Here is a 14,139-nt window from a genome sequence, read left to right as displayed (position 1 = left end):
CCTTACATCAGCACGATGTCGTACTGCTCCTGCGAGTAGTGCGCCTCGACCTGAAAGCGAATCGTCTTGCCAATGAATATCTCCAGATCGGCCACCGCTGAGGACTCCTCGTCCAGCAGACGGTCCACCACCGCCTGCGACGCCAGCACCATGTAGGTCTCCGGGCTGTAGGCGCGCTCTTCGCGCAGAATCTCACGAAAGATCTCGTAGCAGACGGTTTCCGGCGTCTTGAGCGAGCCGCGCCCCTGGCAGGTGGGGCAGTGCTCGCAAAGGGTCTGTTCGAGGCTCTCCCGGGTGCGCTTGCGGGTCAGCTGCACCAGTCCAAGCTCGGTGACGCCGGTGCACTTGGTCTTGGCGTGATCGCGCTCGAGCGACTTCTCCAGCACTCGCAGCACCTGGCGCTGATGCTCGGGATCCTCCATGTCGATGAAGTCGATGATCACGATGCCCCCCAGATTGCGCAGGCGCAGCTGGCGGGCAATGGCGGTAGCCGCCTCGAGATTGGTCTTGAAGATGGTCTCTTCGAGGTTGCGATGCCCCACGTAGCCGCCGGTGTTGACATCGATGGTGGTCATCGCCTCAGTGGGGTCGATCACCAGATAGCCGCCGGACTTGAGCTGCACCTTGCGCCCCAGGGCCTTCTGGATTTCATCCTCGACGCTGTAGAGATCGAAGATCGGTCGCTCGCCGGGATAGTACTCGATGCGCGACTCGGTGCCCGGCATGAACTCGCTGGCAAACTCGACCAGCTTGAGGAAGTTTTCGCGCGAATCGATGCGTACCTTCTCGATATCGTCGCGCATCACGTCGCGCAGGGTGCGGATGAACAGTGGCAGATCGTCATAGATCACGCTTGGCGCCGGTGCGCTGCTTCGGCGCTCGCTGACCTTGCGCCACAGCCGCAGTAGGAAGTGCATGTCGGCGAACAGCTCCTCCTTGCCGACTCCCTCGGCGGCGGTACGAATGATGAAACCACCGATAACCTCGAGCGTCTGCTCGGCCTGGCACTCGTCGGTCAGCGCACGCAGCCGCTCACGCTCGCGCTCATCCTCGATACGCTGGGAGACGCCGTTGTGCGGCGAATCGGGCATGTAGACCAGAAATCGCGAGGGTACCGAGAGGTGGGTAGTCAGACGTGCCCCCTTCGAGGCGATGGGATCCTTGGTGACCTGGACCACCAGCGATTGCCCTTCGTGCAGCAACTGGCTGATGGAGACCTGTTCGTCACTGGGTGAGTTGGCCGGCAAGACCTCCTGAGCGTGGATGAAGGCGGCCCGATCCAGGCCGATATCGATAAAGGCCGCCTGCATGCCTGGCAGCACCCGGACCACCTTGCCCTTATAGATATTGCCGACGATACCGCGGCGCCGGCTACGCTCGATGAAGGCCTCCTGCAGCACGCCGTTCTCGACCACTGCCACACGCGTCTCCATCGGCGTCAGATTGATCAGTACTTCACCGCTCATGCAGGCTTCCTTATCGATAATTCATTTCGTCATTATGACACAGCCGCACCGCGCCCCGACCACAGCGGCACCCCCTGGCGAATGAGCAGGTCGGCGGTTTCGAACAGCGGCAATCCCACCACGGCGGAGTAACTGCCTTCGATGCGCTCGACGAAAATCGCCGCCAACCCCTGGATGGCATAGCCGCCCGCCTTGTCGACGGGTTCGCCCGTCTCCCAGTAGGCCGCGATCTCCTCAGCGACGATCTTCCTCAGCGTGACACGGGTGACGACGCACACCTCGAGCAGGCCTGCCGGCCCCTCGACGGCCACTCCGGTCAGCACCTCATGGGTGGTACCCGAGAGTGCCGCAAGCATCTCGCTGGCGTGGGCTCGGTCACGAGGTTTACCCAGCACCCGGCCGTCGAGGATCACAGCGGTATCCGAGCCCAGCACTGGCAGATGAGTCGCATCGGAGACAGCGCGCGCCTTGTCACGGGCCAGACGCAAGACGTAGTCGCGGGGGGCTTCGTCCGGGTGTGGTGTTTCATCGATGTCCACCGCTCGCACCTCTATCTCGACTCCGATCGAGGCCAGCAGTTCGCGGCGACGTGGCGAAGCCGATGCAAGACACAACGAGGCAGCCATCACTCCTCCCTGGGCAACCAGATTGTCAGGAAATCCCCAGCCGACGACGCAGCACCTGGAGCATGGTGAAGAGCCATGGCCACAGCAGAGCCCCGATGAACGACGGTAACAGAAAGGCCAGATAGATGGAGAAGGGCCCCATGAGGGTACGCAGCCACTGCTCGATCAGCTGGATGATGCCGAGCAGCACGAAGACCAGGATGGCCTGCTGAAACAGCGAGTAGGCGCGCATGCGCTGGTAGACCAGCGCACTCAGGAAGGCCAGCAACGAGAGCGTCAGCGCGTTGAGCCCCAGTGGCGACCCCTCGATCAAGTCGAGCAGGATACCCAGTACAAAGCCATGCAGCACCCCTACCCGCTGTGGCGTGGCCACGCACCAGTAGATCAGGATCAGTCCCAGCCAGTCGGGTCGCCAGATCAGCCAGACATCGGCCAGCGGCATCACCTGCAGGCAGAGTGCCAGCAACAGGCTCAGCCAGATCAGCAGCGTACCGCGCAATCCCATGGTCATCAGTTGACGATCTCATAAGGTGGCTGCATGACGTTGAAGGTCTCGTCCCACAACAGCTCATCGGGCGGCGACTCATCCGGCGCAGGCGGGAACAGCAGCAGGAAGTGGCGGGAGCGCTGCAACTGCGCCACTGGCGTGGCGGTCACCCGAGCAAATGGTTGTCCCGGATCGTGCACCACCTCGTTGACCCGCGCGACCGGGTAGCCCAACGGAAAACGCCCAGCCAAGCCCGAGGTGATCAGTAGATCGCCCTCGCGGATATCGGCGGTATCGGGGACATGCATGACATTGAGCGTGTCGTAGCGCCCCGACCCCTGGACGATGAAGCGCAGCCCATTGCGGTTCACCTGCACCGGCATGGCGTGATTGGCATCCGCCACCATCAGCACGCGGCTGGAGTAGGCGGACACCGCCGTGACCTGTCCCACCAGCCCGGAGGCGTCCATCACCGGCTGGCCGACAAAGGCACCGTCTCGGCGGCCGCGATCGATGACCATCTGATGGGTAAAGGGATCGGAATCCAGCGATAACAGCTCGGCGGTAATATAGGGGATGTCGCTACTCTCGGCGGAGTTGAGGAGCTCGCGAAGACGAACGTTTTCAGCGGTCAGGCTGGCCATGCGCTGCACCCGATGGGAGAGGGTCAGAAGCTGCTCGCGCAAGCGACGGTTCTCCTCCACCAGGGCTCGCTGGTCGGAGAGCGCAAGCGAGCCCCAGGTAAGGACATCGCTTGGCACACTGACCACCCACTGAATGGGGGCCACGACCGTGGAGAGCTGGGCACGCAGATCTTCCATCCGCGAGAAGCGGTGTTCCGCGAACATCAGTGCGAACGCGGCTATCGCACATAGCAGCATGCGATATCCCGGCACCGACCCGTGCAAGAACAGCGGTTTGATAGGCATTCTCCCCGAAGACAGCCCAGATGTCCCCGGGGGACTAGTCGCTAGAGAGCAGCTCGAAGGTATGCTGGTCGATCATCTCCAGGGCTTTGCCGCCACCGCGTGCCACGCAGGTCAGCGGATCCTCGGCAACGATCACCGGCAATCCGGTCTCCTCGGCGATCAGCTTGTCGATATCGCGCAGCAACGCTCCGCCCCCGGTCAGCACCAGGCCACGCTCGGCGATATCCGAGGCGAGCTCCGGCGGCGACTGCTCGAGTGCGCTCTTCACCGCCGTGACGATCGAGGCCAGCGTCTCCTGCAGGGCATCGAGGATCTCATGGGAGTTCAGCGTGAAACTGCGTGGAATGCCTTCGGCCAGGTTGCGTCCGCGCACGTCGATCTCGCGCAGCTCGGCTCCCGGGTAGGCGCAACCGATCTCCTCCTTGATACGCTCGGCGGTGGCTTCGCCGATCAGGCTACCGTAGTGGCGGCGCACGTAGGCGGTGATCGCTTCGTCGAAGCGGTCGCCACCGACGCGGATCGATTCGGAGTAGACCACACCGTTGAGCGAGATGATGGCGATCTCGCTGGTGCCTCCACCGATATCCACCACCATCGAGCCCTGTGCCTCCTCAACCGGCAGCCCGGCGCCGATGGCAGCTGCCATGGGCTCCTCGATCAAAAAGACTTCCCGGGCGCCAGCTCCCTCGGCGGATTCCTTGATGGCCCGCCGCTCGACCTGGGTCGACATGCACGGCACGCAGACCAGCACGCGCGGACTCGGCGTCAGGAACGTGCTCTGGTGCACCTTGCGAATGAAATGCTGGAGCATCTGTTCGGTAACGGTGAAGTCGGCAATCACCCCATCCTTCATGGGACGGATGGCCGTGATGTTGCCGGGCGTGCGCCCCAGCATGCGCTTGGCGTCGACACCCACGGCAGCAACGGTGCGCATGTTGCCGGACTGGCGAATCGCTACGACGGAAGGCTCGTCGAGCACGATGCCCCGGCCGCGAACGTAGATCAGCGTATTGGCGGTTCCCAGATCGATCGATAGATCGCTGGAGAACAGCCCCCTCAAACGTTTAAACATGGACGTCTTTCACCTAGTGCAGACCGGAACCCTATGCGGATGCAAACGGTATCATCGCCACCGCTAAGCAGCAAGCCGCAGTACCTGCCATGGACGACAATATATGGTACCTTCTGCGGCTATTTCGCAGTGGTGTCGACCAGCGAGTCCGACACCGGGAACCATTGCTCAGGGGAATTTACCATGGCGCTCGAACAAACCGACGTCCAGCGTGCGGCTCACCTTGCCCGGCTCGCCCTGGACGATGCCGATGCGGCCCGCTACGTCGACGACCTGGGCCGCATTCTCGAAATGGTCGATCAGCTTCAGGCCGTCGACACCCAAGGCGTCGCCCCGCTAGCCCACCCTCTGGATGCCACTCAGCGGCTCCGCGCCGATGAAGTCACCGAGAGCGATCAGCGGGACCACTTCCAACAGGGCGCACCCGCCGTCGAGAACGGACTCTATCTGGTGCCCCGGGTCGTGGAGTGACGCCCCTCTCGACCGAGGCGACTGGCATTATTGCCGCGACTCCCTCGCCTCTCGCTCATCACGATACGCGCTCACGACTCAACGGAACGCTTCAGGATCGTCGCCATGCATGACAAGACACTGACTCAACTCGCCGCGGGACTTGCCGCTGGCGACTACTCCAGCCGCGAGATCACCCAATCGCTGCTCTCGCGCATCGATCGCCTGGATGGCGAGCTCAACAGCTTCATCAGCGTGACCCGCGAGCACGCGCTGGCCGCCGCCAGCGCCGCCGACGATGCCCGGGCCAAGGGCAATGCGGGACCGCTTGCCGGCCTGCCGCTGGCGCTGAAGGATATCTTCTGCACCCAGGGCATCAAGACCACTGCCGGCTCGAGGATGCTCGACAACTTCATTGCCCCCTACAACGCCACCGTGGTCGACAAGCTCAACGCCTCGGGCATGATCAGCCTGGGCAAGACCAACATGGATGAGTTCGCCATGGGCTCCTCCAACGAGAACAGCTATTACGGGCCGGTGAAGAACCCCTGGGATCTCTCCGCGGTGCCCGGAGGCAGCTCCGGCGGCAGTGCGGCGGCTGTTGCTGCGGGGTTGGTGCCCGCCGCCCTGGGCACCGACACTGGGGGCTCGATTCGCCAACCGGCGGCCTTCTGCGGCATCACCGGACTCAAGCCCACCTATGGGCGCGTGTCGCGCTACGGCATGATCGCCTACGCCTCCAGCCTCGACCAGGCCGGCCCCATGGCCCGCACCGCAGAGGACTGTGCCCTGCTGCTCGGCGCCATCGCCGGTCATGACGTGCATGACTCCACCAGCGTCGCCCGCGGCGTTCCCGACTACACCGCCGAGCTCGGCGAGTCGCTGTCAGGGCTCAAGATCGGTCTGCCCAAGGAGTACTTCGGCGACGGCCTGGCGCCCGAGGTCGAGGCCGCCGTACGCGAGGCGGTGAAGGTCTTCGAATCGTTTGGCGCCTGCGTACGCGAGGTGAGCCTGCCGCATACTCACTATGCGATCCCCGCCTACTATGTGATCGCCCCGGCGGAGGCCTCCTCCAACCTGTCGCGCTTCGATGGCGTACGCTTCGGTCATCGCTGCGACAACCCGACCGACCTGATCGACCTCTACAAGCGCTCTCGGGCGGAGGGCTTCGGCGACGAGGTCAAGCGGCGCATCCTGATCGGCACCCATACGCTCTCGGAAGGCTTCTTCGACGCCTACTACAAGAAGGCCCAGCAGATCCGCCGGCTGATCCGCCAGGATTTTCTGGACGCCTTCGAGGATGTCGACGTATTGATGGGGCCGGCCTCGCCGACCCCGGCCTTCGATCTCGGCGCCAACAAGGATCCGGTCTCGATGTACCTGCAGGATATCTACACCATCGCCATCAACCTCGCGGGCATTCCCGGTATCAGCGTGCCGGCCGGCCTGGTCGGCGGCCGCCCCGTGGGTTTGCAGATACTCGGCCCGCACTTCGCCGAATCGCAGCTGCTCAACGTCGCCCATCAGTTCCAGCAGGCAACCGACTGGCACCAGCGCCGCCCCGCCTTCGCCGAGGAGAATGCATGATGCAATGGGAAACCGTGATCGGACTTGAGGTTCACGTGCAGCTGGCGACGCGCTCGAAGATCTTCTCCGGCGCCTCCACCGCTTTTGGTGCCGAACCCAACACCCAGGCGTGCGCCGTCGACCTAGGATTGCCCGGCGTGCTGCCGGTACTCAACGAGGCCGCTGTGGCCATGGCGGTCAAGTTCGGCCTGGGCATCAACGCCGAGATCCCCGAAGTCTCGGTGTTCGATCGCAAGAACTACTTCTACCCGGACCTGCCCAAGGGCTACCAGACCAGCCAGATGTATCACCCCATCGTCGGCCCGGGCGCGGTCGAGATCACTCTCGACGATGGCACCACCAAGCGCATCCGTGTGCATCACGCCCACCTCGAGGAGGACGCCGGCAAGTCATTGCATGAGCTCTTCTCCAATGCGAGAGGCCAGGGCATGACCGGCATCGACCTCAACCGCGCCGGCACGCCGCTACTGGAGATCGTTTCCGAGCCCGACATGCGCAGTGCCAAGGAGGCCGCTGCCTATCTCAAGGCGATCCACTCGATCGTCACCTACCTGGGCATCTCCGACGGCAACATGGCCGAGGGCTCGATGCGTTGTGACGTCAACGTCTCGGTGCGCCCCCTGGGGCAGGAGGCGTACGGCACCCGCGCCGAGATCAAGAACGTCAACTCCTTCCGCTTCGTCGAACGCGCCATTGCCTACGAGGTCGAGCGTCAGATCGAACTGATCGAGGATGGCGGCAAGGTGGTGCAGGAGACCCGTCTCTTTGATCCCGACGCGGACGAGACGCGCAGCATGCGCACCAAGGAGGAGGCCAACGACTATCGTTACTTCCCTTGCCCTGACTTGCTCCCGGTGGTGCTCGACCAGGCCTATGTCGATCATATCCGCAAGGCGCTGCCGGAACTGCCCGCCGAGAAGCGCGCACGCTTTACCGCCGAGCTTGGGCTCTCCGCCTACGACGCCGCCGTACTCTCCTCGAGCCGCGCCATGGCCGAGTACTTCGAGGAGGTGAAAGAGGTCTGCGGGGATGCCAAGCTGGCCGCCAACTGGGTCCAGGGCGAACTTGCCGGTGCGCTCAACCGCGAGAACCTCGGCATCGAGCAGAGCCCGGTGGACGCCGCCCAGCTCGGTGGATTGATCAGCCGCGTGATCGACGACACCATCAATGGCAAGGCAGCCAAGCAGGTATTCCAGGCGCTGTGGAATGGTGAAGGCGGGAGTGACGAGAACGCCGCCGATGCCATCATTGAGGCCAAGGGCCTCAAGCAGGTTACCGACAGTGGCGCCATCGAGGCGATGATCGACCAGGTGATCGCCGACAGCCCGGTCCAGGTCGCCCAGTACCAGGATGCCGAGCCCGACAAGCGCGACAAGATGATCGGCTATTTCGTCGGACAGGTGATGAAGGCCTCGCGCGGTACCGCCAATCCGCAGCAGGTCAATGCGCTTCTCAAGGAGAAGCTGGACCAGGCCTGACCCGGTGACCAACGCTCCTCGGGGCGTTATTAGTCGCTTGCAAGGAGGTGGTGCGATGTCGGATGAAGTCGGTATCCGTCTGCGTGCCCTGCGCACGCTGCGTGGCATATCCCAGCGCGAGCTGGCCAAGCGTTGCGGCGTCACCCACTCCAGCCTGTCGCTGATCGAGCAGGGCAAGGTCAGCCCCTCGGTCAGCTCGCTGAAGAAGATTCTCGATGCCATCCCCATCAGCGTCGGCGATTTCTTCACCATGGAGCTGCAGGCACGCGATCAGGTCTTCTATTCGGCCGCCGAACTCACCGACATGGGCAGCAGCGATGTGATCTACAAGCTGGTCGGCGCCAACCGGGCGCGCCGTGCACTCTCGTTCATGATCGAGACCTACCCCGCCGGCAGCGATACCGGCCGCGAGATGATCGCTCATCAGGGTGAAGAGGCGGGCGTGGTACTTGAGGGTGCCATCGAGATCACCATCGGCGCCGAAATCCGCTTGCTTGGCCCCGGCGAGGCCTACTATTTCGATACCAACGTTCCCCATCGCTTTCGCAACCCAGGCGACAGCGACTGCCGCCTGGTGAGCTGCTGCACGCCTGCCAAGTCCTTTTGAGACCTTCACGGGACTAAGCGGCAAGAACCCGGCAGATGCCGGTTCAGTGCTCAGCGCGCCAAGTCACTCAGCCCTCAACGACATCCACACCATCTTCAGCTCCGAGTACTTCTCCAGCGAGTGGTGCGACTTGTCGCGGCCATTGCCGGACTGCTTGACACCGCCGAACGGCACGGTCTGGTCGCCACCGGCCCAGTTGTTGACGAACACCTGGCCGGAGTGCAGGCGCCGCGTGACGCGCATGATGCGGTCGATGTCCTGGCTCCATAGCCCGGCGGCGAGTCCGTAGTCACTGTCGTTGGCCAGGCGAATGGCCTCCTCCTCGCTGTCGAAGCCGAAAACCGCGAGCACCGGGCCGAAGATCTCCTCGCGACCGATCCGCATCTCGGCGGTCACGCCATCGAATACCGTGGGCCCGATGAATAGCCCCTTGCCCTGCTGCGCCTCGCCCCCGGCACGCAATCGCGCCCCCTCCTCCACGCCCAGATGGATATAGTCGAGAATGCGCCGATGCTGCGCCTCGTCGACGATCGCGCCCATGAAGCTGCCAGGATCCAGCGGATCGCCGGGCTGCATGTTCTGCGCGGCCTTGAGGACGCGCTCGATGAACGCCTCGCGAATCGAATTTTCGACCAGCAGGCGCGAGCCGGCGATGCACACCTCGCCCTGGTTGTGGAAAATCGCCTCGGCAGCGCTCCTGGCCACCGCATCGAGATCGGCACAGTCGGCGAAGACGAGGTTCGGGCTCTTGCCGCCGCACTCCAGATAGACGCGCTTGAGGTTGGACTGGCCGGCGTACTGCATCAGCTGCTTGCCCACCGCGGTGGAGCCGGTGAACGCCAGGCAATCGACCTCCATGGAGAGGGCAAGCGCCTTGCCCACGGTATGGCCGAAGCCCGGCAGCACCTGGAACACGCCGCGTGGAATACCGGCCTCGCGAGCCAGTTGCGCCAGGCGCAGTGCCGAGAGCGGCGACTTCTCGGAAGGCTTGAGAATCACGCTGTTGCCGGCGGCCAGCGCCGGCCCGATCTTCCAGGCGGTCATCATCAGCGGGAAGTTCCACGGCACGATGGAGGCGACCACGCCTAGCGGCTCGCGCAGCACCAGCGCAAGTGCCTCCTCGCCGGTGGGTGCCACCTCGCCATAGAGCTTGTCGATCGATTCAGCGTTGTAGCGTATACAGGCAATCGCACCGCTCATGTCGCCAAGCGAGCTTGCGATGGGCTTACCCATGTCCAGCGTATCGAGCAGCGCAAGCTGCGCCTTGTGCGTCTCCATCAGCTCGGCCAGGCGTAGCAGCGTCTGCTTGCGTCTGCCGGGGGGGAGACGCGACCACTCGCCACGTTCGAAGGCGGCGCGAGCATGTGTCACGGCAAGCTCGGCATCGGCGGCATCACAGCTTGCCACGCGCGCCAACACCTCGCCGGTGGCGGGGTTGATCGTTTCGAAACGCTCGCCACTTATCGCCTCGACGAAGTCGTCGTCGATAAAGGCGTGCGTCTCGACACTCAGCTCGGCGGCCATGCGCTGCCACTCCGAGAGTTTCCCGGATGCGCTCATGAGCGTCTCTCCTTTCTATCCATGTATCGTTATGGGCAAGCTATGCATCGTCCGTATGGACAAGTCCAGAGAGTGTCATGCGTAGCTCCCCGGTACAGCGCCGATGAAGGGTGTTATGATTTCCTCAACATATCCTGCCCGCCAACCTTATGCCAATTTCGTCTCACCACTCTCCCGCACTCCCTTCACAACAGACTCCTCTATCCTGGCCCTGCCGGGATTCGCCCCCTTCGGCATCGGGCTCTCGCGCTAATCGTAAATAATTTGACAACAATTTTCACAGTCGGAAAGATGATCATCATGAACAATAGGTTTACAGGTGCTCCTATGTCGGCGTCCGCGACGATGGCAGAAGCCGAGGCTTTCCTCGACCAGCATCCCGATATCGACAGCATCGACCTGCTGATCAGCGATCTCAACGGGGTGATGCGTGGCAAGCGCATTCCTCGCGACAACCTGCTCAAGGCCTATCGCGACGGCATTCATCTGCCTGCATCGCTGTTCGCCCTCGACATCAACGGCAATACCATCGAGGAGACCGGCCTTGGGCTCTCCAGCGGCGATGGCGACCGCGTCTGTCGGCCGGTACCCGGCACGCTGATGCCCTGCCCCTGGCTGCGCAAGGGACGCCAGGGACAGCTTCTGATGACCATGTTCGAGGACGACGACGCGCCCTTCTTCGCCGACCCCCGCCAAGTGCTCGGGCGCGTACTCGAGGATTTCGATCGTGCTGGCCTGACACCGGTCGTCGCCCTGGAGCTCGAATTCTATCTGGTCGACCGCAGCCGCGATTCGCACGGCTATGCCCAGCCGCCTTGCTCGCCTGCCACCGGCGAGCGCGCTTCCCAGAGTCAGCTCTTTTCGATCAACGAACTCGACGAGTACGTGGATTTCCTCGAGGACATCCAGGCCGCTGCCGAGGCGCAACGGCTGCCGCTGGATACCGCACTCAAGGAGTGCGCGCCGGGCCAGTTCGAGATCAACCTGACCCATTGCAACGACGCCCGCAAGGCCTGCGACAGCGCCGTGCTGCTCAAGCGTCTGATCAAGGGGGTGGCGATCCAGCACGGCTTCGAGGCCACCTTCATGGCCAAGCCCTATGGCGACGAGGCCGGCAACGGTACCCATGTGCATATCAGCCTCAATGACAGCCAGGGGCGCAATGTCTTCGCCGCCGATGACGAGGAGCCGCTGGGCACGCCAGCGCTGCGTCACGCCATCGCCGGGCTACTCGAATTGATGCCCGCCTCGATGGCGATCTTCGCTCCCAACATCAACTCGTTTCGGCGCTTCCAGCCGGGGCTCTACGTGCCGATGGCGCCGACCTGGGGTTACGATAACCGCTCGGTGGCCGTGCGCATCCCCTCCGGGCCCAATGCGGCGCGTCGCATAGAACACCGCGTCGCTGGCGCCGACGTCAATCCCTACCTGCTGATGGCCACACTGCTGACGTCGATCCATCACGGGCTCGAACACGAACTGATCCCCTCGGCGCCCATCACCGGCAACGCCTACGATCAGTGCGAACCCAGCCTGACCAATAGCTGGCAGCAGGCGCTGGAACTCTTCGCCGAAAGCGAGGTGCTGGCTAAGGCATTAGGTGAGCAGTTCCATCACGTCTACCTGACCAACCGTCAGGCCGAACGCGATCAGGCCATGCAGGCCGTCAGCCAGATGGAGTACGACTGGTACCTGCGCCAGGTGTAGGCAATCTTCCTCAATGAAAAACCCCGATTCCCTTGACGGGAACGGGGTTTGAGTGTGCCGGCAAAACGACTCAGCCGTCCAGACGCCCCCACTGCGGCCGCCCATTGTCCATCAATACCCGGCTGCCCTGCGGGGCCTCATCGAGTCGTACGCTATAAACACGATCCTCGTAGCGGTATTCGACATCGTAGCCCTGGAACTCCTCCTGGCTATCCACCACGGTATGACACTGGCGCTGGGTAGTGGTGGTCACGTTGCCGTTCTGCATTCGGCCCTGCACTTCGCGACCGGCAAAGCCACCGCCCACCGCACCGGCAACGGTCGCCAGCTTCTTGCCGCTGCCGCCACCGATCTGGTTGCCAAGCAGACCGCCCACGACCGCGCCGGCCGCCGTGCCGGCAATGCGGTGGTGATCCTGCACTGGCGCGCGCTGGCTGACCACGACATTTTCACACACCTCGCGGGGCGTCTCGACGGTGCGAGAGACCGTATCGACACGCAGGATATCGGCATATTGCGGAGCCGCAGCGTAGTTCTGCACTTGGTAGGCCCCCACCGCCAGACCGCCGAGACCGAATACGGCCAGTGTGGCGCCAATCACAATCGACTTGTTCATTCGTCGTCTCCTGAAGTCTTGTATCGACTTTTCTTGATTAGTGAAGATGCACGTCAAGCGTGGATCTTTCTTTGAGTCGACTCCAGACGATGGCGATTCCGCCGGCACCTCCTGTGCCGACAGGCTCGCGATGAGAGAGTAAAAGTATATGCTTATATGCGTGGAATAGAGGCGTTGAGCGAGGTCTTGAACACTGTTTCCCAATTTGGTTCTACATGTCGCCGCTTTCCGACACTGTCCCGCCCGCTATACCCCGAGAGCGTCGCGCATACGGTAGTACCACGCGCCGACCGCACTTGCCGGTACCCGCAGCAGGCGCCCACCGGGAAAGGACAGGTGCGGCAGCCCAGCGAAGGCATCGAAACGTTCACCGTTGCCGCTGATCACCTCGGCGATCAGCCGTCCAGCAAGATGACTGCAAGTCACCCCGTGGCCGGAGTAACCTTGGGCGTAGTAGACATTGGCATTGAGCCGACCGAACTGCGGCAGACGATTGAGCGTGAGCAGGAAGTTCCCGCTCCAGGCGTAATCGATCTTCACTCCCTTGAGCTGGGGAAAGGTCTTCTCCAGCTTGGGACGTATCACTCCCTCGATGCTCGCCGGATCCTGGCCGCCATAGTTGACCCCGCCTCCATAGAGCAGTCGGCCATCCGCAGAGAGCCGATAGTAGTCGAGCAGGTAGTTGCCATCCTCGACCGCCATGTCGTTGGGCAGCAGTTCGCGGCCACGCTCGCCCAGCGGCTCGGTGGCGACCACCTGAGTGCCGCACGGCATCGACTTGCTCTCAAGCGAGGGTATCAGCTTCTCCATGTAGGCATTGCCGGCGAGCACCACGCGCTCGGCGACCACACTCCCCCGGTGCGTGCGCAGCCGCACCGGTTCACCATGCACGATCTCGAGCACCGGGCTTTGCTCATAGATGCGGCCACCCAGCGACTCGAAGGCGGCCGCCTCGCCGAGCACTAGGTTGAGCGGATGCAGATGGCCGCCAGAGTGATCGACCAAGGCACCGACATAGCGCTCGCTTGCCACCTCGCGCCGGCAGGCCTGCCCCTCGAGCAGCTCCAGCTGGTCGTTGCCGAAACGCTCCCACAGCGCCTTGTGTTCAACCAGCCCCTCGAGCTGCCTGGCGTTGCAGGCAGCAAACAGGTTGCCCTCCTTGAGATCGCAATCGATGGCGTACTTGGCGATGCGGCTGCGAATGATGCGATTGCCCTCGAAGGCCATGTCGCCGAGTGCCCGGGCGGTATCGGCGCCGCACTTGGCCTCGATCACATCCATGTCGCGGCTGTAACTGTTGACGATCTGGCCGCCATTGCGCCCGGACGCTCCGAAGCCCACTTTTACGCTCTCCAGCACCACCACCCGCAGCCCCTGCTCGGCTAGGTGCAGCGCCGAAGAGATGCCGGTGAAGCCGGCCCCGACCACGCATACGTCGCACTCGACCTCCCCTTCCAGCGCTGGGCGGAGCGGCACGGGATTGGCCGAGGCGGCATAATAGGACGCCACATGCTCGCGGCTCATAACAGTCTCCAACATAACTAACGGAATTGA

General features: G+C 63.3%; 13 protein-coding genes. 5 read left to right on the top strand and 8 right to left on the bottom strand.

Features of this window, described 5'->3' with window-relative positions:
- Positions 1-2: 2 nt before the first annotated feature.
- From rng to HJD22_RS15855, 5 genes are read right to left on the bottom strand one after another with little or no spacing between them, the layout of a single operon-like run.
- A complete protein-coding gene (gene rng, locus HJD22_RS15875; protein WP_208656194.1) occupies positions 3-1,466 on the bottom strand; it encodes a ribonuclease G in 1,464 nt (487 codons plus the stop codon).
- A gap of 32 nt (positions 1,467-1,498) precedes the next feature.
- Positions 1,499-2,092, bottom strand: a complete 594-nt coding sequence (locus HJD22_RS15870) for a nucleoside triphosphate pyrophosphatase (protein WP_208656195.1) — start codon at positions 2,090-2,092, stop codon at positions 1,499-1,501.
- A 25-nt stretch (positions 2,093-2,117) separates the two neighbouring features.
- The gene (mreD, locus tag HJD22_RS15865) at positions 2,118-2,597 is read right to left on the bottom strand and encodes a rod shape-determining protein MreD (protein WP_208656939.1); all 480 of its coding nucleotides are present in this window, start codon (positions 2,595-2,597) and stop codon (positions 2,118-2,120) included.
- Positions 2,598-2,602: 5 nt separating this feature from the next.
- Complete coding sequence (gene mreC, locus HJD22_RS15860) at positions 2,603-3,508, bottom strand: rod shape-determining protein MreC (RefSeq protein WP_208656196.1); 906 nt, start codon at positions 3,506-3,508, stop codon at positions 2,603-2,605.
- A gap of 34 nt (positions 3,509-3,542) precedes the next feature.
- The gene (locus tag HJD22_RS15855; protein WP_208656197.1) at positions 3,543-4,580 is read right to left on the bottom strand and encodes a rod shape-determining protein; all 1,038 of its coding nucleotides are present in this window, start codon (positions 4,578-4,580) and stop codon (positions 3,543-3,545) included.
- Between the two features lie 183 nt (positions 4,581-4,763).
- Here HJD22_RS15855 and gatC point away from each other — a divergent pair, with 183 nt between their 5' ends.
- The 4 genes from gatC to HJD22_RS15835 all read left to right on the top strand — a co-directional run bounded on the left by gatC (position 4,764) and on the right by HJD22_RS15835 (position 8,702).
- Positions 4,764-5,051, top strand: a complete 288-nt coding sequence (gene gatC / locus HJD22_RS15850) for an Asp-tRNA(Asn)/Glu-tRNA(Gln) amidotransferase subunit GatC (RefSeq protein WP_208656198.1) — start codon at positions 4,764-4,766, stop codon at positions 5,049-5,051.
- Positions 5,052-5,156: 105 nt separating this feature from the next.
- The gene (gatA, locus tag HJD22_RS15845) at positions 5,157-6,617 is read left to right on the top strand and encodes an Asp-tRNA(Asn)/Glu-tRNA(Gln) amidotransferase subunit GatA (protein WP_208656199.1); all 1,461 of its coding nucleotides are present in this window, start codon (positions 5,157-5,159) and stop codon (positions 6,615-6,617) included.
- The gene (gene gatB, locus HJD22_RS15840; RefSeq protein WP_208656940.1) at positions 6,617-8,095 is read left to right on the top strand and encodes an Asp-tRNA(Asn)/Glu-tRNA(Gln) amidotransferase subunit GatB; all 1,479 of its coding nucleotides are present in this window, start codon (positions 6,617-6,619) and stop codon (positions 8,093-8,095) included. Before gatA ends, gatB begins: the two co-directional genes overlap by 1 nt.
- A gap of 55 nt (positions 8,096-8,150) precedes the next feature.
- Complete coding sequence (locus HJD22_RS15835; protein ID WP_208656200.1) at positions 8,151-8,702, top strand: cupin domain-containing protein; 552 nt, start codon at positions 8,151-8,153, stop codon at positions 8,700-8,702.
- 63 nt (positions 8,703-8,765) lie between these two features.
- Here HJD22_RS15835 and HJD22_RS15830 read toward each other — a convergent pair whose 3' ends face one another.
- Positions 8,766-10,262, bottom strand: coding sequence for an aldehyde dehydrogenase (locus tag HJD22_RS15830; RefSeq protein ID WP_208656201.1), 1,497 nt, complete (start codon positions 10,260-10,262; stop codon positions 8,766-8,768).
- Positions 10,263-10,589: 327 nt separating this feature from the next.
- On the opposite strand from HJD22_RS15830, the gene HJD22_RS15825 reads away from it, so the two are divergent.
- Positions 10,590-11,969, top strand: a complete 1,380-nt coding sequence (locus HJD22_RS15825; RefSeq protein WP_208656202.1) for a glutamine synthetase family protein — start codon at positions 10,590-10,592, stop codon at positions 11,967-11,969.
- A 70-nt stretch (positions 11,970-12,039) separates the two neighbouring features.
- On the opposite strand, the gene HJD22_RS15820 is transcribed toward HJD22_RS15825, so the two are convergent.
- Both HJD22_RS15820 and HJD22_RS15815 read right to left on the bottom strand, forming a co-directional pair.
- Positions 12,040-12,585: a glycine zipper 2TM domain-containing protein gene (locus tag HJD22_RS15820; RefSeq protein WP_208656203.1), complete on the bottom strand. Its 546-nt coding sequence runs from the start codon at positions 12,583-12,585 to the stop codon at positions 12,040-12,042.
- Between the two features lie 246 nt (positions 12,586-12,831).
- Entirely contained in the window at positions 12,832-14,109 is a 1,278-nt protein-coding gene (locus tag HJD22_RS15815) for an FAD-binding oxidoreductase (RefSeq protein ID WP_208656204.1), read from the bottom strand.
- Positions 14,110-14,139: the final 30 nt, after the last annotated feature.

The sequence above is a fragment of the Halomonas sp. TA22 genome (genome assembly GCF_013009075.1).
Taxonomy (GTDB): Bacteria; Pseudomonadota; Gammaproteobacteria; order Pseudomonadales; family Halomonadaceae; genus TA22.
Note: the sequence above shows the minus strand (reverse complement) of the source record. Positions and strands in the feature narration are given on the sequence as shown.